At 31.1% G+C, this 18,240-nt stretch carries 20 protein-coding genes and 1 other RNA gene; 6 read left to right on the forward strand and 15 right to left on the reverse strand.

Annotation, left to right across the window (positions count from 1 at the left end):
- Window positions 1-7 precede the first annotated feature (7 nt).
- From L988_RS03040 to L988_RS03050, 3 genes are read right to left on the reverse strand one after another with little or no spacing between them, the layout of a single operon-like run.
- Window positions 8-433, reverse strand: a complete 426-nt coding sequence (locus L988_RS03040) for an Rrf2 family transcriptional regulator (protein ID WP_047381470.1) — start codon at window positions 431-433, stop codon at window positions 8-10.
- A 5-nt stretch (window positions 434-438) separates the two neighbouring features.
- Window positions 439-1,428 carry a Holliday junction branch migration DNA helicase RuvB gene (gene ruvB, locus L988_RS03045; protein WP_047381472.1) on the reverse strand — a complete coding sequence of 330 codons (990 nt, stop codon included), beginning with the start codon at window positions 1,426-1,428 and terminating at the stop codon, window positions 439-441.
- A 9-nt stretch (window positions 1,429-1,437) separates the two neighbouring features.
- Window positions 1,438-2,040, reverse strand: coding sequence for a DUF445 domain-containing protein (locus tag L988_RS03050; RefSeq protein WP_047381473.1), 603 nt, complete (start codon window positions 2,038-2,040; stop codon window positions 1,438-1,440).
- Between the two features lie 393 nt (window positions 2,041-2,433).
- Here L988_RS03050 and L988_RS03055 point away from each other — a divergent pair, with 393 nt between their 5' ends.
- On the forward strand, window positions 2,434-3,774 hold the full coding sequence (locus tag L988_RS03055; RefSeq protein WP_047381474.1) for a sodium:alanine symporter family protein: 1,341 nt from the start codon (window positions 2,434-2,436) through the stop codon (window positions 3,772-3,774).
- Between the two features lie 27 nt (window positions 3,775-3,801).
- Here L988_RS03055 and L988_RS03060 read toward each other — a convergent pair whose 3' ends face one another.
- The 7 genes from L988_RS03060 to obgE form a co-directional block, all read right to left on the reverse strand.
- Window positions 3,802-5,007, reverse strand: a complete 1,206-nt coding sequence (locus L988_RS03060; protein ID WP_047381476.1) for a diguanylate cyclase — start codon at window positions 5,005-5,007, stop codon at window positions 3,802-3,804.
- 59 nt (window positions 5,008-5,066) lie between these two features.
- Window positions 5,067-6,632, reverse strand: coding sequence for a ribonuclease Y (gene rny / locus L988_RS03065; RefSeq protein ID WP_047381478.1), 1,566 nt, complete (start codon window positions 6,630-6,632; stop codon window positions 5,067-5,069).
- A gap of 24 nt (window positions 6,633-6,656) precedes the next feature.
- Window positions 6,657-7,004 carry an STAS domain-containing protein gene (locus L988_RS03070; RefSeq protein ID WP_047381480.1) on the reverse strand — a complete coding sequence of 116 codons (348 nt, stop codon included), beginning with the start codon at window positions 7,002-7,004 and terminating at the stop codon, window positions 6,657-6,659.
- Window position 7,005: 1 nt separating this feature from the next.
- Window positions 7,006-7,398: an ATP-binding protein gene (locus tag L988_RS03075; RefSeq protein WP_047381482.1), complete on the reverse strand. Its 393-nt coding sequence runs from the start codon at window positions 7,396-7,398 to the stop codon at window positions 7,006-7,008.
- Window positions 7,399-7,402: 4 nt separating this feature from the next.
- The gene (locus tag L988_RS03080) at window positions 7,403-7,789 is read right to left on the reverse strand and encodes a hypothetical protein (protein WP_047381483.1); all 387 of its coding nucleotides are present in this window, start codon (window positions 7,787-7,789) and stop codon (window positions 7,403-7,405) included.
- 107 nt (window positions 7,790-7,896) lie between these two features.
- Entirely contained in the window at window positions 7,897-8,793 is an 897-nt protein-coding gene (miaA, locus tag L988_RS03085; RefSeq protein ID WP_197053932.1) for a tRNA (adenosine(37)-N6)-dimethylallyltransferase MiaA, read from the reverse strand.
- 70 nt (window positions 8,794-8,863) lie between these two features.
- Window positions 8,864-10,150, reverse strand: a complete 1,287-nt coding sequence (gene obgE / locus L988_RS03090) for a GTPase ObgE (RefSeq protein WP_047381487.1) — start codon at window positions 10,148-10,150, stop codon at window positions 8,864-8,866.
- 187 nt (window positions 10,151-10,337) lie between these two features.
- On the opposite strand from obgE, the gene L988_RS03095 reads away from it, so the two are divergent.
- From L988_RS03095 to ssrA, 5 genes are all read left to right on the forward strand, one after another.
- Window positions 10,338-11,330: a chorismate synthase gene (locus L988_RS03095; RefSeq protein WP_047381489.1), complete on the forward strand. Its 993-nt coding sequence runs from the start codon at window positions 10,338-10,340 to the stop codon at window positions 11,328-11,330.
- Window positions 11,331-11,352: 22 nt separating this feature from the next.
- Entirely contained in the window at window positions 11,353-11,844 is a 492-nt protein-coding gene (locus L988_RS03100) for a cytidine/deoxycytidylate deaminase family protein (RefSeq protein WP_047381491.1), read from the forward strand.
- An 11-nt stretch (window positions 11,845-11,855) separates the two neighbouring features.
- The gene (locus L988_RS03105) at window positions 11,856-12,485 is read left to right on the forward strand and encodes a hemolysin III family protein (protein ID WP_047381493.1); all 630 of its coding nucleotides are present in this window, start codon (window positions 11,856-11,858) and stop codon (window positions 12,483-12,485) included.
- A gap of 21 nt (window positions 12,486-12,506) precedes the next feature.
- The gene (locus L988_RS03110; RefSeq protein ID WP_047381494.1) at window positions 12,507-13,844 is read left to right on the forward strand and encodes an MATE family efflux transporter; all 1,338 of its coding nucleotides are present in this window, start codon (window positions 12,507-12,509) and stop codon (window positions 13,842-13,844) included.
- Between the two features lie 45 nt (window positions 13,845-13,889).
- Window positions 13,890-14,237, forward strand: a transfer-messenger RNA (tmRNA) gene (gene ssrA / locus L988_RS13385).
- 78 nt (window positions 14,238-14,315) lie between these two features.
- Here ssrA and L988_RS13200 read toward each other — a convergent pair.
- The 5 genes from L988_RS13200 to L988_RS03130 all read right to left on the reverse strand — a co-directional run bounded on the left by L988_RS13200 (window position 14,316) and on the right by L988_RS03130 (window position 18,176).
- Complete coding sequence (locus L988_RS13200; protein ID WP_052191657.1) at window positions 14,316-14,858, reverse strand: hypothetical protein; 543 nt, start codon at window positions 14,856-14,858, stop codon at window positions 14,316-14,318.
- Between the two features lie 70 nt (window positions 14,859-14,928).
- Window positions 14,929-16,095, reverse strand: a complete 1,167-nt coding sequence (locus tag L988_RS03120; protein WP_047381496.1) for a class I SAM-dependent rRNA methyltransferase — start codon at window positions 16,093-16,095, stop codon at window positions 14,929-14,931.
- A 74-nt stretch (window positions 16,096-16,169) separates the two neighbouring features.
- The gene (locus L988_RS03125; RefSeq protein ID WP_047381498.1) at window positions 16,170-17,564 is read right to left on the reverse strand and encodes a potassium/proton antiporter; all 1,395 of its coding nucleotides are present in this window, start codon (window positions 17,562-17,564) and stop codon (window positions 16,170-16,172) included.
- Between the two features lie 8 nt (window positions 17,565-17,572).
- On the reverse strand, window positions 17,573-17,749 hold the full coding sequence (locus tag L988_RS13570; protein ID WP_156110618.1) for a hypothetical protein: 177 nt from the start codon (window positions 17,747-17,749) through the stop codon (window positions 17,573-17,575).
- A gap of 49 nt (window positions 17,750-17,798) precedes the next feature.
- Window positions 17,799-18,176, reverse strand: coding sequence for a hypothetical protein (locus tag L988_RS03130; RefSeq protein ID WP_047381499.1), 378 nt, complete (start codon window positions 18,174-18,176; stop codon window positions 17,799-17,801).
- Between the last annotated feature and the right edge of the window lie 64 nt (window positions 18,177-18,240).

Genomic DNA, 18,240 nt, shown 5'->3' on the forward strand with positions numbered 1-18,240 from the left:
TAAACTCCTATATCATATCCTTATTTTTTATCAGCTCTGCTAAAGTTGTTCCTTCTAAAATTTTTGTCATAGCTATATCTAGCTTACTCCAAATACAAGACGTTGAACATTCATCATCTATACAAGAACAATTTTTACTTTTATTATTTTCATTACAATCAATAACTTTAACTTCCTCATCTAAAATTTTATAAAGTTCGTGTAAAGTTATATCTTCTGGTTCCATAGAAAGTTTATATCCTCCATTTGGTCCCCTTTTCCCTTGAATTATATTCTCATTTTTCAATTTAAATAAAATCTGCTCTAAATATTGAACCGAAATATCTTCTGATTCAGAAATCTCTTTTATACGAGCTAAATTTCCTTTTTGAGAAGCCTCTGCAATATATACTAATGCTTTTACACCATATCTAACCTTTGTACTTATTTTCATCCTCATTACTCCTTTATCTCAAAATGATTATAAGCTTTCTCTGTAACCATTCTACCACGACTAGTTCTTTTTATATAACCAATTTTAACTAAATAAGGCTCATAAACCTCTTCAATTGTCCTTCTGTCTTCTCCTAACATTAAAGCTAGGGTTTCAATTCCTACAGGACCACCACCATAATTTTCAATTATAGATTTTATTATATCTCTATCGAGCTCATCTAATCCTTGTTTATCAACGCCTAAAATATTCAATGCTTTAACAGTACTATTAAAATCTACAACACCATTTCCTTTTATTTCACAATAATCCCTTACTCTTTTTAAAAGTCTATTTGCTATTCTTGGAGTTCCTCTGCTTCTTAAAGCAATCTCCTTCGCACCATCCTCTTCGACTTTCACTCCTAAAAGAGCTCCACCTCTTTTTACAATTCCTTGAAGCTCCTCTTCTTTGTAGTAATCCATTCTATGAACTACTCCAAATCTATCTCTCAGCGGAGAACTTAAAAGACCAGCTCTTGTTGTTGCTCCTATAAGCGTAAATGGTGGCAGCTCTATTCTTATAGATCTTGCTGAAGGACCTTTTCCTATTATTATATCCAACTCTCCATCCTCCATAGCTGGATATAATATCTCTTCAACCGATGTATTCAATCTATGAATCTCATCTATAAATAAAATATCATTCTCTTCTAAAGATGTTAAAATAGCTGCTAAATCCCCTGCTTTATCAAGTATTGGTCCTGAAGTTATTTTTAAGTTAACTCCCATTTCGGTTGCAATTACTCCAGCTAATGTAGTTTTTCCAAGCCCAGGAGGTCCATATAAAAGAACGTGATCTATACATCCACCTCTTCTTTTAGCTGCTTCTATAAAAATTTCCATTTTTTCCTTTAAAGATTCTTGACCAATATATTCAATTAAACGTTTTGGTCTTAAACTCTTTTGAACTTCACCTTCATGATCTAACTCTTCATTAGAAACTACTCTATCCATTTTTTCTCCTTAAATAAACACTGTTATAACAAATTGTGCAACCCCTATAAGTCCACCTAAAATTGCTCCAACTATCTCTATATGTTTCAACTCTTTTTTAGCTAAAGAGAACGTTATTCTTTCTAACTCTTCTAAAGAGAATGCGTCAACTTTTTCAACTATAATCTCTTTAAAATCTACATTTTTTTCTAAAGTTTCAAATAACATTCCTATTATTTGATCTTTATTTTCCATAATAGAATTTTTTATTATCTCTTTTATTTTATTTAAAGTTGATTCATTCAAAAACATAGCCAACATAGGGAATTTCGTTGTTATCTCTGTCGCAAGTTTTCTTTCTAAAATATCATCTATAACTTTTTCCATTTGAACTTCTATATTTGCATTACTCAATCTTTCTGTTATATCCGCCATTGAAATCAATTCATTTTGAATAGTATCCGCTAAGCTTACACCTATCTCATGTCTTCTTTTAGGAATCAGACCTTGAATTTTAAAAATTCCTAAATTTATTTCCTTATATGGTCTAAATAACATTTTTATCGCAATATAGTTTGTAATCCATCCAATCATAGATCCAATAACAATTAAAAGTACCGCTTTTACTAACATTTCCTCACCTTTTCAATTCCTTATCAGTTTTATAAATTATTATTTATTATACCATTTTATATTTATATATCCAATACATTTTTTGCCCTTTTCCCCCTCCAAAATTAATACTTTTTTATTTTTTTCTTGTATTATTTTTCATTTATGCTATAATGATTCAAAATAATTAATTGAGGAGGAAGAAGTGAAACAAAAAATAGTTTTTAATACAAATGCATATTACTACTATTATTTAACCTAGGATTGGTATTTTGTTTCATGAAAAATACGAATCCATTTTGTGTTACTTTAATAGTAGTGAGTGGATTTGTTACATAGACCTGTTTATTTCAGCCTGTGGTAAATCCACAGGCTTTTTTGTTTTTTATATTAAAATTTTAGGAGGAGATTATTATGTCTATTTTAGAAAGTGTTGTTAATTTTTTAAATTCTATCCTTTGGGGAAAGAATCTACTTGTTGTTTTGCTTATTTTTTCAGGAGTATTTTTTACAATTAAAACAAATTTTGTTCAATTACGTTTTTTAAATCATATGGTTGAACTACTAACTTCAAAATCAAATAATAATTCAGAGAATTTATCACCTTTCCAAGCTTTCTGTATAAGTACAGCTACTAGAGTTGGAGCTGGAAATTTAGCGGGTGTTGTTAGTGCTATCTCAATCGGAGGAGCTGGAGCAATATTTTGGATGTGGGTTGTTGCATTTTTAGGTGCTGCTACAGCATTTATCGAAACTACTTTAGCTATGATTTTTAGAGAAAAAGACAAAAATGGACAATTTTTTGGTGGACCTTGCTTTTTCTTAAAAAATGGTTTAGGTAAAAAATCATGGGGTGTCGCTTTTGTTATAACCGGAATTATTTGTTGGGCTGGTGTATTACAGGTCGTTTCAAACTCTGTTACTGAATCTTTCAATGTAGCTTTCAGTTTAAATCCATTTGTTGTTTCTATCGTTTTAACATTAATGGCAGCTCTTGTTATTTTTGGAAAAACAGATAAAACTGCAAAAGTTTTAGACAAGGTTGTTCCTATAATGGCTGTTCTATACCTTGCAATTGTGTTTTTTATAATAGTTAAAAATATCGGACTTATCCCTAATGTTTTATCACAAATATTCTCTGAAGCTTTTGGTATCAGACAAGGAATCGGGGGAACAATTGGAGCCGTTATAATGCAAGGGGTAAAAAGAGGATTATTCTCTAATGAAGCAGGAACTGGAAGTGCACCTTGTGCTGCCGCTAGTGCCGATGTTGCTCATCCTGTACAGCAAGGTCTTATTCAAAGTTTAGGTGTTTTCGTTGATACTTTTGTTATATGTACAGCTACAGCTTTTGTAATGCTTCTAACGAAATCATCAGTTATCGAAGGACTTGGAGGAATGGAACTTCTACAAAAATCTTTCAATTACCATTTAGGTTCTGTTTTTGGTGAGATTTTTGTTGCAGTTATTCTTTTCCTTTTCTGCTTCTCTACACTTTTAGGAATCTGTTTCTACGGAAAAGTGAATGTGAGATTTCTAACTGAAAAAGAGTGGGGACAAACAACATTCAAAATTTTTGCACTTAGCATGATTTTTATTGGTGGAATTCAACAAAATATCTTTATGTGGAATCTCGCTGATTTAGGTTTAGCTCTTATGACTATCATCAATCTTTCAGGAGTTTTCCCTCTTTCTAAGATTGCCTTTGACTCTTTAAAGGAATACGAAGCTAAATTTAAAATAATAAAAGCTTAACAAAAAAAGATAGAGATTGACTTATCTCTATCTTTTTTTTATTGTAATCTTTCCTCGTCCTGATCTTTTCGATTCGTAAAGAGCCTCATCCGCACAGTTAAAATTATTAATTATGCCTTCATCATATTTCAGATTAATTACTCCGATGCTCGATGATAAAGGTATATCTCCTATTTTTACACTTTTTATCTCTCTATTTATACTTTGGCAAACCTCAAAGGCATCAACTCCATCCTCTATTAAGAATGCAAATTCATCTCCACCAATTCTATAAATATATTTTAGTCCTGAATTTTTGATAGCTTTTGCAGCAACCTTCAATGCAAAATCACCTTGATTATGACCTTGTTGATTATTTATCTCTCTCAAGAAATCTAAATCTAAAAGAGCTATACTATATTTTTTCTCTTTATCTTCAAAAACACCTCTAATTTTTTTATCATAAGCATGTCTATTTCCAACGCCCGTCAAACTATCTTGATAAGCTTTTTTCATCTCTTTTCTTTCATATGTTATATCTCTTATAACACAAACTAATATAGCCTGTTCCTCTGTATCTAACCTTTGCTTAGTTACTCTAAAATATCTACCATTTATCTTCTCTTCTAATGTGAACTTCCCTTCTTTCCAAGCTTTTTTGTCCCCTTTTTCCCACTCTCTTACTAGAACTTTTGAAAATAATTCACTGTCAGTTTTTCCTATCAAATCAATCTTCTTAACTCCTATATATTCACAAAAAGATTTATTTCCATAGATATATTGACCAGAGAAATCTTTATAAAAAATAAAGTCACCTAAATTATCTAACATTTCGTCTAACAATCTTTTATTAGATATCAAAACCTCGTCTAAAGTTTTTAATTTAAAAAACTCTATCGTTATATAATTTTCATTTTCATGTTGTAGATTTTTTATCTCAATACTCATTGAAATTTTTTCAATCTTATCATTTATTAAAGCTTCGTACTCTATATTTTCTATATAGATATTTTTTATCTCTCCATCTAAAACTTTTTTTATATTATTTTTTATATTACATTTTTCACACTTTTGAGTCTCTAAACATCTCTTTTTTTCTAAATTTTGATGAATACACTCAAAAAACTCACCACATCTTTTCCCAGGGGTGTGATTAAAAATCTTTTGTAATATCTTGTTTGTATAGCAAACTTCGAACTTTTTATTAAGAACCATAACTCCATTTTTATGCTCATCTAAAATCTTTTTAAACACTATCTTCCCACCTCTCAAAAAAATAAGGAGAAAAACTCTGTTTTTCTCCTTAATCAATTTTACTTTGCGTACTCAACAGCTCTAGTTTCTCTTAAAATAGTAACTTTTATCTGTCCAGGGTATTGCATTGTTTCTTCGATTCTTTTTGCTATATCTCTAGCCATTTTAGTTGCTGCATCATCAGATACAACTTCTGGATTTATGATTATTCTAATCTCTCTTCCGGCTTGAATTGCATATGAAGACTCTACTCCTTCAAATGAAGTTGCAATCTCTTCTAATCCTTCTAATCTCTTTAAGTATGTTGATAGTGTTTCTCTTCTAGCTCCTGGTCTAGACGCTGATATTGCATCCGATGCTTGAACTAGTATAGCCTCTACAGTTTCAAATTCAACTTCATTGTGGTGAGCCATAACAGCATTTACAACTGCTGGTTTCTCTCCAAACTTCTTTAAGAACTCTCCACCAATTATTGCATGTGAAGCCTCTATATCATGATCTAAAACTTTTCCTACATCATGTAAAAGTCCCGCTCTTTTTGCTAATTTTGTATCCGCTCCTAACTCTGCAGCTAGATTAGCAGCTAATTTAGCAACCTCTATTGAGTGTGTTAAAACGTTTTGTCCATAACTTGTTCTATACTTTAACTTTCCTAAAGTTTTTATTATTTCCATGTGCATTCCAGGAATTCCTAACTCTAATAAAGCTTGTTCTCCCGCTTCAACGATATCCTTATCAATCTCTTTTCTCGATTTATTTACAACCTCTTCAATTTTACCAGGATGTATTCTTCCATCGTTTATTAATTTTTCAATTGCTCTTCTTGCAACCTCTCTTTTCACACCATCAAAACTTGATAAAACTACAGCTTCTGGAGTGTCATCAATTATGATATCTACTCCTGTTAGAGCTTCTATCGTTCTTATATTTCTTCCTTCTCTTCCGATTATTCTACCCTTCATTTCATCGTTCGGTAAGTTTACAACAGATACTGTCGCATCTGCAACGAACTCAGATGAAGCTTTTCCAATAGCTGTCGATAAAACTCTCTTTGAAAGTCTATCTTTTTCATCTTCTAATTTATTTTCGAACTCTCTTATAGCTAAAGCCGTCTCATGAACTAAATCATCCTTTAATTTAGAAATCAACATATCTTTCGCTTCATTTTTTGTCATTTCAGATATTTTTTCTAAAGTTTCCTCTTGAACTTTTTTCAAATCCTCTATTTCGCCTCTTTTATTTTCTAAAGCAGCATTAACTTCTTCTAACTCTAAAGCTCTACTTTCAACTTTTTCTATTTTAGCTTCTAAAGTTTCCTCTTTTTTAGCTAATCTAGATTCTTTTTGTAGTAACTCATTCTTTGCAATTTTTATATCTTTTTCAGCTTCCTCTTTCATTTGGTAAGCTGTTTCTTTCGCTTTTATCTCTATCTCTTTACTCTTAGCTAAAGATTCCTTTTCGGCTCTTTCTAAGATGTCTTTTGCTTTTATTTTAGCTTTTAACTTTTCATCCTCTAAGTTATTAAGCTCCTCTATTTTTTTATCTATAGTAGATTTTTTATACATAACACTGAATATTATTGCAAACCCAACTATAGCTAATCCAACTCCTAATATTAAGTTCATTAGTCTCTCCTTTTTTTGTAAATATTATCTATAACTAGCTATTGCTTCCTCTTCAGTTGCATAAATATCAAATAATTCATCTAATCCTATCATTTCAAATATAGTTTTTATATGATCGTTTAATCCAACTAACTTTATATCTCCACCTAAGTCTCTTACAACTCTTAATTTCCCTCTTAAAATTCCCATTGCTAAACTGTTAATATGAACTAAATCAGCAAAATCTATAACAAACTTATTTATATCAAGCTCTATTTGCTTAGCTATTCTTTCTTTTAATTTTGGAGCAACTAACGCATCTAACTCTCCGCAAACCTTTATCACTCTTATATCTTCCACTGTTTTCTCAATTATTTCAAAATTTGTAGTCATGTTAAATCTCCTCCTTAACTCTCTTCTCAACTTTTATTTTTGTTCCATTGATTTTTTTCTCAACTTTAAAATTATCTGCCATAGCTTTCGCTAAGAAAAGTCCCATTCCGCCTTCATCTTTACTAATTTTAGATTCGTCAAATCCAACTCCGTTGTCCTCTACTACTAAATGGATAACATCATTATTCTTTTGAAGTTCTATAATTATATCACCAGATTTATACTCATAGCCATGCTCTATTACATTTGTAGCTAGTTCATCAACAATAGATAATATTTTCATAACATCTTTTTGTTCTACTTTTTGATGCTCTAAATATGTCTTAGTCATTGCTCTAATGATAGAAAGATTCTTTAAAGAGGATGGAACATACAGCTTTATTTCATTCTGCATTTTTTCACCTTCTCTCTGTAAATTTGGTTATTCTCCAATCACCATTTAAATATTTATACTCTACATTAAAATAAAAGATCTCTTCACCAAACCTTAAACCTATTGTATTTTCACCTTGGTTTTTTATAATTTCTGGTTTTGTGAAGTAGAACTTAACTTGCGACAAGTCATATTCTGACAACTTATTTATTGCATATCTCTCTTTTAGTGAGACATCTAAGCTTTCTTTTAGGCTCGTCGAATTGTTTAACTGTAAATCTTTTTGAATAAGCTCTAACTTTGATATTAACTTATCTTCAACATTTAAAAAATTTTCATCTTTTGTCTTGTCTAAATTTGAACAAGAAGCAGTCAAAATAATTAAAAATACAACATAAATTTTCTTTATCATTCAACACTTCCTTTTAAAGCTTTTCTGTACAATGATACCATACGAATACTTTTTTATCAAGACTATTATTTTGGTTATTTTTACCTATTTACAGGCGCATTAAGGGTTTATAAGGCATTAAATTTTTGTAAAATATCTGAAAAAATTTCATCTTCGGACATTTTATCCAGATCATACCAAATATAGTCATGATCATTTTTAAACCATGTGAACTGTCTCTTTGCATAATTCCTTGAATTTTTCTTAATTAACTCTATTGCTTCTTCTAAACTTATCTCATCATTCAAATAAGAAATTATCTCTGAATAGCCTATTATATTTATTTTTTTTAAATTATCTCCATACTTTTCATAAAGTGATTTGACCTCTTCTAAAAGACCGTTTTTCATCATTATCTCTACTCTTAAATTTATTCTTTCATAAAGATAATCTCTATCTCTTTCTAAGGCAACTTTTAAAAACTTACAATTGTTTCCTTTTATATTTCTTTTAGATAATACTGAAAATTTTTCACCTGTTTGATAAAAAACTTCAACCGCTCTTTCTACTCTTCTTTTATTATTTGGATGAATACTTTCTGCACTCTCTGGATCAATCTCTTTTAAAATTTCAAATAGTTTTTCTCCATCCTCATTCATAAGTTTCTCTCTTATAACAGAATCGCTTTCTGGAAGTGCAGACAATCCCCTTACAACAGAGTCTATATAAAGTCCCGTTCCTCCTACTAAAAGTACATTTTTATCACCTAAAGAATTTAGAACTTCATCACCTTTTCTTTGATAATCACCAACACTATATTTTTTTATAGGTTCAACAACATCCAACATGTGATGAATAACTCCATCCATCTCATTCACAGAAATTTTTGCAGTTCCAACATCCATACCTTTATATACTTGAGCTGAATCAGCAGAAAGAACATCTGCATTTAAAGCTTTAGCTAACTTTATTGATAAATCCGTTTTTCCAACTCCTGTAGGCCCGGCTATAACTATTCCTTTCATAATTTCTCACCTCTTATTTTTTTTTAATAAAAAAGCTGAACCTAGTGGCTCAGCTCAAATAAATAACTCATTACTCAACAAATTCAAACTCTGTATCAGCAATTCTTACTGTATCTCCGTCTTCTACGCCAGCATCTCTTAAAGCTTCTTCTAATCCTAAAGTTCTAAGCATATGTAAGAATGTAACTACTGATTCATCATCATGAGTTATGATATACTTAGCTAATACTCCATCAACTATTGATCCATCAACAACGAATACTCCATCCTCGTCTTGAACAACAGTAAATGGTTCTTTTCTTACTCTATTAGCTTTTAATACATCAACAAGATCAGCTTCCTCTTCTAGTTCTTCTCTCGGTGTTTCTTGTAAAACATGCCAAGTTTTATTTAGAACCTCTTTTAATCCATCACCTAAAATAACAGATACAGGGAACACTTCGTTTCCATGAGACTCTACATATTTTTTAAACTCTTCATATTTTTCCATATCCCAGATTAAATCCATTTTATTAGCTAAGATAATTTGTTTCTTAGTAGCTAATTTCTCACTAAACTTTGTTAACTCATTATTTATTCTATCATAATCTTCAATAGGGTCTCTTCCTTCTATTCCTGCAACATCTACTATATGGTATATTATTTTACATCTTTCGATATGTTTTAAGAATTTATCTCCTAACCCAACTCCTTCGTGAGCTCCCTCTATTAATCCTGGGATATCCGCCACAACGAACGATCTTTCCTCTCCAAGTCTTACTACTCCTAACTTTGGTTCTAACGTAGTGAAATGATAATTTCCTACTTTAGATTTAGCCGCAGATATCTTGTTAATTAAACTTGATTTTCCTACTGAAGGGTATCCTACTAAAGCAACATCTGCTAAAAGTTTTAATTCTAACTTAACTCTTAACTCTACTCCCTCTTTACCTTTTCCAGCCATCGTTGGTGTTCTTCTTACAGAGTTTTTGAAGTTTGTATTACCTAAACCTCCTCTTCCTCCTCTTAAAAGAACTCTTTCCTCTCCTGGAGTACTCATATCTAAAAGTAATTTTCCTGTTTCCATATCTCTAACTTGAGTACCGATTGGAACTTTTATAACTAAGTCTTCTCCAAACTTTCCAAACATATTTTTCTTTCCACCGTTTTCACCGTTTCCTGCTTGGAATAACTTTTTGTATTTGAAGTCTATTAAGGTATTGATATTAGAATCCGCAAGGAAAACTAAATCTCCTCCTCTTCCTCCATCTCCACCGTCTGGACCTCCAAACTGAATACATTTTTCTCTTCTAAAAGTAGCGGCTCCATCTCCACCGTTACCAGCTTTTACCGTTATTATTACCTCATCTATAAACACAGTTTATCTCCTCCAAATATATTTCATATCTATAATATAAATTCTAATTCATTTCAAGTCGTTAATTCTTATATTCTACACCTTTTTCTAATATTTTGCAATTAATTTTACCATGTTTTTGTCACTTAATATTTTTGATGTTTTATGTTAAAATTAGGTTATATATTTTTTATTTGGGAGGATTTTTATGAATAGTTTTGGTACTCTTTTTAGGGTTCATATTTACGGGGAATCTCATGGCTCTGGAGTTGGAGTTTTAGTAGATGGTATCCCTGCTGGTATAAAACTTTCTACAGATGATTTTATTACAGATCTTTCCAAAAGAAAATCTGGTAAAATCGGAACAACACCTAGAAAAGAAACAGATATACCAAATTTAATCTCTGGAGTTTTTAACGGCTTTACAACTGGAGCTCCAATAAATATTTTCTTTGAAAATAGTAATACAGATTCAAAAGTTTATTCTGATTTCAAATCTCATCCTAGACCGGGGCATGCTGATTTTGCTGCGACTCAAAAATATTCAGGATTTAATGATATCAGAGGTGGAGGCCATTTTTCAGGTAGATTGACTCTTGGACTTGTTGCCGCTGGAGTAATTGCAAAAAAAATATTAAGTGAAAGTTCATTTGAAACAGATATTGAAACTGTTGGAACTTTATATAAAAATGAGTTTGAAGAGAAGTTAGAAAGTTATCTTATTGAAACTGGATCATCTGGAGATTCTTTGGGTGGAACAATCTCTTTAGCTGTAAAAAATCTTCCCATCGGTCTTGGAGAACCTTTCTTCGGGTCGGTTGAATCAGTTTTGGCCTCTATGATTTTCTCTATTCCTGGTGTAAAAGGATTAGAGTTTGGTGCTGGATTCAAAGGATGTGAATTATTGGGTAGTCAATTTAATGACAATTTTATAAACTCTACTGGAAAAACTGAGTCTAATAATAATGGTGGAATCAATGGTGGAATTACAAATGGAAATGATCTTCTTTTAAAGATTGCTGTAAAACCTACATCTAGTATTTTTAAAATTCAAGATACATTTAACTTTAAAGAGAACTCTATTCTTCCACTAAAAATAAATGGAAGGCATGATGTTGCATTTCTTTTAAGAGTTCCTATAGTTTTAGAAAATGCTGCGGCTATCGCATTGGCGGATTTATATTTGCAACACAAAAAATAATTTTTAACGAGGAGGATTTTTAATGTCAAAAAGAGTTGATTATATCGATTGGGATGAATATTTTATGGGAGTAGCTATTCTTTCAGCAAAGCGTAGCAAAGATCCTGGAACACAAGTTGGAGCTTGTATTGTAACTCCAGATAAAAGAATAGTTGGTGTTGGATACAACGGATTCCCAGCTGGATGTTCTGATGATGAGTTTCCTTGGGATAGAGATGGGGACTTTTTAAATAGCAAATACGCTTATGTTTGTCATGCTGAGCTTAATGCGATTTTAAATAGTACTAAAACTTTAAAAGGGTGTACTATCTATGTTGATCTATTCCCTTGTAACGAGTGTGCTAAAAGTATAATACAAAGCGGAATAGCTGAAATTGTATACCTTTCTGACAAATACAATAATACAGATTCAAATCTCGCTTCAAAGAAACTTTTAAATGCTGCTAATGTTAAACTTAGACAGTTAGAACCTAAGTTTGATGAACTTGTTTTAAATTTCAAAACAAATGATTAGGAGGTAAAAAAATGGCGACTGCTTTAACTAGATTAGAAGAGTGGATCAATTCAATGACTCACTATTTTGGAGCTATTTTAGCTCTGATTGGAACTGGTGCTCTATTGGTTCACTCTCTTAAAAGTGGAAATGTTGGATATGTTGTTGGTTCTATGGTATTTTGTTTCTCACTAGTTTTACTTTACACTATGTCTGGAACATATCATATTCTTTACGTTGGAAATCTAAAAAAATTCTTTAAAATACTAGATCACTCTGCTATATATATTTTAATCTCTGGTTCATATACACCGTACCTTTTAGGTGTTTTTGATGGTAGAACCAAATGGACACTTTTCTTTATTCAATGGGGAATGACTTTAGCAGGAATAATTTTTAAAGTATTTTTTGTAGGTAGATTTAAAGTTATCTCTACTTTAATCTATTTATTCATGGGTTGGATGGTAATGTTTGTATTTAAAGATTTAAAAGCTTTAGTTACACCACTTTCTTTAAATCTTTTAATTTGGGGCGGAATCAGTTACTCAGTTGGAACTATTTTTTATCTTATGAAAAATAAAAAATTTACTCACGGAGTTTGGCATCTTTTTGTTTTAGCAGGAAGTGTTTTCAACTACTTCTCTGTTTATTTTTTAATATAATATTTTACAGGGGGATAAACTTTGCAAGATTTAAGTTCAAAATTTGAAAAACAAAGTACCTTGATGACTATTTTAAAATTTAGTATTCCTTCATCTTTAGGAGCTATCATAGGAATGCTTTGTGTTTTAACAGATAGATATTTCATCGGTCAAGTAGCAGGAAGAGAGGGCATGGCAGCAGTTGCCCTCGTTTTCCCTTATGCTATGATTATCAATAGTTTTAATTTTGCTTTTTCTGGAATTGCCATAATAGTTGGTGTAAAGCTTGGAGCACAGGATAAAGATGGTGCTGAAAAAGTTTTATGCACAGGATTTTTATGGATATTTATAATCGGAATTTTTTTAAGTATATTTCTTTTTACTTTCAACAATCCTATTTTAAAAATTTTAGGTGCTAGTCAAACTAATATGTCATCAGCTATTCAATATACAAATTTCTTAATTCCTATAGCTACTTTCCAAATTCTTTTAGGACAAAGTACTTTAATTAGAGGAATTGGAGATTCTGTTACAGCGATGGGAGTAAATATTTTTACTGGTCTTTTTAATGTTGTTTTAGATTATATTTTTATTATCAAACTTGATATGGGAATTGGAGGAGCTGCTCTTGCAACCCTTATAGCAACAGCACTAAGTGCAGCATACGTTATTGTATATTTCATGAGATCGAATGTTGTTTCATTCAAAAGAAAAAATATTTCTTTAAATCCTAAGATATTGATGGAGATTTTTAAAATTGGAAGTCCTAGATTTTTCAATCAACTTTTACAATCTTCGGTTATTACTGTAACTAATAGAGAGGCAGGTATATATGGCGGTGATATTGCCACTGCTGCTATTGGAATAATCTCTATCTGTAGAAGTGTTATAAATACTAGCTTACAAGGATTTAATCAAGGAACAGCTGCCATAATTTCATATACATTCGGATCTGGAAATTATAAAAGAGTCAGAGAAGTTCTAAAAATTCAACTTTTAACAGTTTTAAGTGTATCTACTTTACTAATTCTACTAATGATGATTTACACTGAAAATGTTGTTAAATTCTTTATAAAAAATGACCCAACTCTTGTTCAGTTTACTATATCTGCAATGAGAATAAATCTATTTTTGATGCCATTTACAGCACTATTTTTAGCTTGTAATAATTTCTTCCAATCTATAAAAGAAAGTGCTCTTGCAACAAGATTTTTCTTGATTAGAATTCTTATTTTAAATATTCCACTAGTTTATATCTTAGGATATTTCTTCAAAGAGGTTGGGGTTTGGTTAGCTTTCCCAATAGCTGATACATCTGTTGCTATTGGAATGTTTTATCTAACTATAAAAAAAATGAGAAAGATGAACAATGAGAATTGAGTTTAAGAAAGATTTATGGTATAATAATCCTACAATTGAATAAATGGGGATGCAAAGGTTTCGACAGGGTTGTGAGGTTATAGGTAGCAGGCCAGGTTGACCGCTGTGAGAGGTCAACTCATCGTTTAGATGGAAACAATAATTACGCTTTAGCTGCATAATGTCAGCTCACCTCTGAACATTCTCTTCTGTAGGAGCGTTCAATCAAGGTGTCACTTAAATACAGATTACCCTAAGTAATTTCTCTAAGCTATAGGGGACATTTTAGAGGATAGCTTTAGTTAGCCCTGTTTGCGGGAGTAACTATTGCGAATCTAAATAGCAAACTAAGCTTGTAGAAGCTTATGGCGCTTGCAATTTTGGACACGGGTTCGATTCCCGTCATCTCCACCAATGAATATATCAGCTAAGATTTAGTTGTTGAGATAAAAAAGACCACATTAAGTAAAAACTTAAAGTGGTCTTTTTATTTTACTCTAAAGGGATACCTTTATTTTCTTCGTAACTATCTGTTAAAATTTTTACTCCTTTTATCTTACTCTCATCAGATATAAGTGGTAAAACCGTTGGATTACTTGGATATTTTTTTCCATTGAATTTCATCTCTACCATGCCAGGTTCAGCTCCCCCTCCAGATACAGAAAGTATAATATCCTTCCAACCTTTTGTTTTTTTATCACTGATAACTATCGGTATTCTAAGCTGACTAAATTTAGAAATCGTGTCATATCCCTCACTTCTATCTTTTAAAACCAATCCTGAGTCGCCACCAGTTCCACCTATCATAGGTCCATAAGCATATACTATAACCTCATTTTTTCCATCGCCATTCAAATCAACTCTATTATACATATAATTGATCTTATCCTCTCCACGTTTCAAATCAAACTCCCTTATCAGAGATTCTTCAATCTCACGATCTCTAACACTCTCTGATTTTAAACTTTTCATCTCACTTCCAAATAAGTTCATACCAATCGCTGCCGTCAAAAATAATAAACTAATTTTTTTCATCTAACGCCACCATCCTTATATTTTAAGAAAAGAGCGCACCAAATATTGGCACGCTCCTTCAATTTAAATTTTATATTACTCTAACTAAGAACCCTTTTAAATACTCAGTTTCAGGTACTGCTACTGATATCGGGTGACACGGACTTTGGTGCAGTTGATTAACGATTATCGCTTTTACTCCTGCATCTTTTACTGCAAACGCCAATGCCATTCTTAAATCAGCACTTGTTACAGCTCCACTACAACTATAGATAGATAAGAATCCACCTTTTTTTGTTAGCTTCAATCCATTTAAAATTATATCCTTATAAGCTTTTAACGCTTTATCTAAATCTCTTCTATTCGGAGCTAATTTCGGAGGATCTAAATTTACTAAATCCCATTGACGCCCCTCTTTCACTAAGTCTCTTAAGACATTGAAGATATTCCCTTTTATAAACTCAACATTTTCATAAGCCCCTAAGTTTTTTCTAGCTACATTTAAAACATCCTCACTCACATCTATTAAAGTTGATGAGTTAGCACCATTTACCATTGCATGAAGAGAGAATCCTCCTGTATAACTACATACATCTAAGAAATCCTTTCCTTTTGAAAGATTTCCCATCAAAACTCTATTGTCCCTTTGATCTGAATAGAATCCAGTCTTTTGTCCTTTTAAATCTATTGTAAACTTAGCTTTTCCTTCATAGATTTCAATCTCATCTGGAACCTCACCAAAAAGTACTCCTGAAACTTCTGGAAGCCCTTCTAACTTTCTCCCATCCCCTTCACTTTTTTCGTATATTCCCTTAACATTAGGAATCTCTTTTTTCAAAGCTTCTACTAAAAGATTTTTATCTCTCTCCATTCCAAGAGTTGAAGCTTGAACCACTAAGTAATCACCAAAACGATCCACTATAACTCCAGGTAAAGAATCAGATTCACTGTGAATAAGTCTATAACCATTACTATCTATAGATATCATCTCTCTTAAAGTGAATGCTTCTCTCACTTTTTCACAATACCAATTCAAATCTATCTTTTTATCAATATTTTTTTCAAGCATACGAACCATTATTTTTGAATTCTTATTGTAGTGTCCATATCCTATAAACTCTTTCTTCGAGTTATATACCTCTATAACAGATCCACCCTCTGGTTTTCCCTCTATCTTTTCCACAGCTCCAGAGTACATCCACGGATGACCACTATACCATAATCTTTCTCTATCCTTTTTTATAAAAATTTTACTCAACTTCTCACATCCTTCTAAACAAAAAATAAATTAATTTTATATTCTATTTTATAACTATATTGAGAAAAATACAATTAATTTCGAGAAAATAGAAGAGTATCTCCTACTAAAAGTACCACATCACCTTTAGGAGTTACATAGCTATCTCCTCTTTTAATAGAAACAATTAACATTCCCTGTGGAAGTTCTAACTCTTTAATTTTTTTATCCACATATTCAGAGTCTTCATGAAGTAACATCTTCTTCAGTGCTAACTCCTCTAATTCATCTACCTCAATTACATTCTCTGTTTCAATCTCCTCTTCGAATAGATTTAATTTTTTTCCAACATACTTCAACGTCATTCCCTGAAGCAAAACTGAAAATACGACAATATAAAACGTTAGATTAAACATTCCTTGAGCATTAGGTAATCCCTCTGTGACAGCCATAGTTGCAAATATAATAGGAACAGCTCCTTTTAGACCAGCCCAAGATATAAAAAGTTTCTCTTTCGAAGAGAATTTAAATGGAAGCAACAGTCCATAAACAATAAGTATTCTAACAACAATAATCATAATTACAGAGAGCAAACTTCCTACTGCTATATAGCCTAATAGTTGACTCGGAAAAACAAGAAGACCTAGCATCACAAACATCCCAATTTGCATAAACCAAGTTATAAGCCTCATATTTCTGATAGAGTTTAATTTATAGTTAAACTTTTTGTTTCCAACCATTATTCCAGCTATATATATAGCTAAGAACCCATTTCCATCAAAAACTGTAGCCAAACCAAAACATATAAATAGCATCGCTATCAGATGAATTGTTAAAAACTCCTCTCTCACTATTTTTATATAGTTCGCTAAAGGAAGAGTTATTACTCCAAAGATATAACCTATCATAGCTCCTAAAGTTATCTGCTTCAATAAAAATATAACTCCTACAACTAACGATGGATTTTCCCCCTCTTTAAAGAATGAAAGTAAAAATAGTATCAGTGCATAAGCCATAGGGTCATTACTTCCAGATTCAATCTCAACAACAGATTTAACATCTTTTTTTAACTTCGAATCTCCTAGTATCGACATAACCGCTGCTGCATCAGTTGACGAAACCATCGCACTGAAAAGTAGTGACTCTTTCAAAGTAAAATCAGTTAAATAGTATACTGCAACACTAGATAATCCAGCTGTTAAAAGTACACCTAGAGTTGCCAAAGTTCCACTCGGACATAGTGATTTTCTAACATCCGCCTTATCAGTTTCCAATCCACCTGAAAATATTATAAACATCAATGCTATTGTCCCAATATTTTGAGCAACCAATGCATTATCAAAATAAATTCCACCGACTCCTTCTGAACCAGCCAACATTCCTACTAATAAAAACATTATTAACAAAGGAATCTCCAGTTTTTTAGATATTCTTATTGAAAATAAACTAATAAGTATTATAATTCCTACTACTAATATTTCAACACCCATCTATACACCTACCTTGAAATAAAATATATAAATATATATTCTAAAAGTTTAAAAGACATTATACCTAAAAGTAGCAAGTATGATCCCACGAACATAATTAAAAAAAGAACTTTAAAAGATTTCTCCATAAAACTCTCTTTTTTTTGTAAAATTTCATTTTCTTCAGTTATTAATAGTTTTTTCATTTTTTCCTCCAATTTTTATATAATATTCATTTTCTGAAAAAACTATTTTTTAAATTCTTAAAACTCGATTTTGATCTCTATTTAAAATTGTATAGGTTAAACTTTTATACGAATATCTTTTTGACAACTCTTCATCTATTAAACTAACTCTTAAAATTGGAGTAAAATTAGAATTAATCAGATAGATTTGAGTATCATTTTCATCTATATCCTCATCTTTTTTGTTTCTATTTGAATTATTTAAAAACTCAACATTTTTTTTAGAAATATCAAGCACTATATATTTATCTTTTTTCTCATTTTTTAACTCTTTTATTTCAGAGCTTACAAAAGTATATAGGTTCGCTTTATTTTTAGCTTCCTCCCTAATACCTCCAAAAATTGAAATAATAGAAAGAAGCAAAAATAAAAATATTTTTTTCTTCATATTTTCACCTCGTATAATGAAGATATAAAAATCTTCATCAATTTATTTGTTATAATTTACTAAA

The sequence above is a fragment of the Cetobacterium sp. ZWU0022 genome, from assembly GCF_000800875.1.
Lineage (GTDB): Bacteria > Fusobacteriota > Fusobacteriia > Fusobacteriales > Fusobacteriaceae > Cetobacterium_A.

Coding starts and splice junctions, on each gene's coding strand:
- L988_RS03130 (WP_047381499.1), bottom strand. CDS start 18,176: ATGAAGAAAAAAATATTTTTATTTTTGCTTCTTTCTATTATTTCAATT.
- L988_RS13570 (WP_156110618.1), bottom strand. CDS start 17,749: ATGAAAAAACTATTAATAACTGAAGAAAATGAAATTTTACAAAAAAAA.
- L988_RS03125 (WP_047381498.1), bottom strand. CDS start 17,564: ATGGGTGTTGAAATATTAGTAGTAGGAATTATAATACTTATTAGTTTA.
- L988_RS03040 (WP_047381470.1), bottom strand. CDS start 433: ATGAAAATAAGTACAAAGGTTAGATATGGTGTAAAAGCATTAGTATAT.
- L988_RS03050 (WP_047381473.1), bottom strand. CDS start 2,040: ATGTTAGTAAAAGCGGTACTTTTAATTGTTATTGGATCTATGATTGGA.
- L988_RS03055 (WP_047381474.1), top strand. CDS start 2,434: ATGTCTATTTTAGAAAGTGTTGTTAATTTTTTAAATTCTATCCTTTGG.
- L988_RS03080 (WP_047381483.1), bottom strand. CDS start 7,789: ATGATAAAGAAAATTTATGTTGTATTTTTAATTATTTTGACTGCTTCT.
- L988_RS03070 (WP_047381480.1), bottom strand. CDS start 7,004: ATGACTACAAATTTTGAAATAATTGAGAAAACAGTGGAAGATATAAGA.
- rny (WP_047381478.1), bottom strand. CDS start 6,632: ATGAACTTAATATTAGGAGTTGGATTAGCTATAGTTGGGTTTGCAATA.
- L988_RS03105 (WP_047381493.1), top strand. CDS start 11,856: ATGGCGACTGCTTTAACTAGATTAGAAGAGTGGATCAATTCAATGACT.
- ruvB (WP_047381472.1), bottom strand. CDS start 1,428: ATGGATAGAGTAGTTTCTAATGAAGAGTTAGATCATGAAGGTGAAGTT.
- L988_RS13200 (WP_052191657.1), bottom strand. CDS start 14,858: ATGAAAAAAATTAGTTTATTATTTTTGACGGCAGCGATTGGTATGAAC.
- L988_RS03095 (WP_047381489.1), top strand. CDS start 10,338: ATGAATAGTTTTGGTACTCTTTTTAGGGTTCATATTTACGGGGAATCT.
- miaA (WP_197053932.1), bottom strand. CDS start 8,793: ATGAAAGGAATAGTTATAGCCGGGCCTACAGGAGTTGGAAAAACGGAT.
- L988_RS03100 (WP_047381491.1), top strand. CDS start 11,353: ATGTCAAAAAGAGTTGATTATATCGATTGGGATGAATATTTTATGGGA.
- L988_RS03075 (WP_047381482.1), bottom strand. CDS start 7,398: ATGCAGAATGAAATAAAGCTGTATGTTCCATCCTCTTTAAAGAATCTT.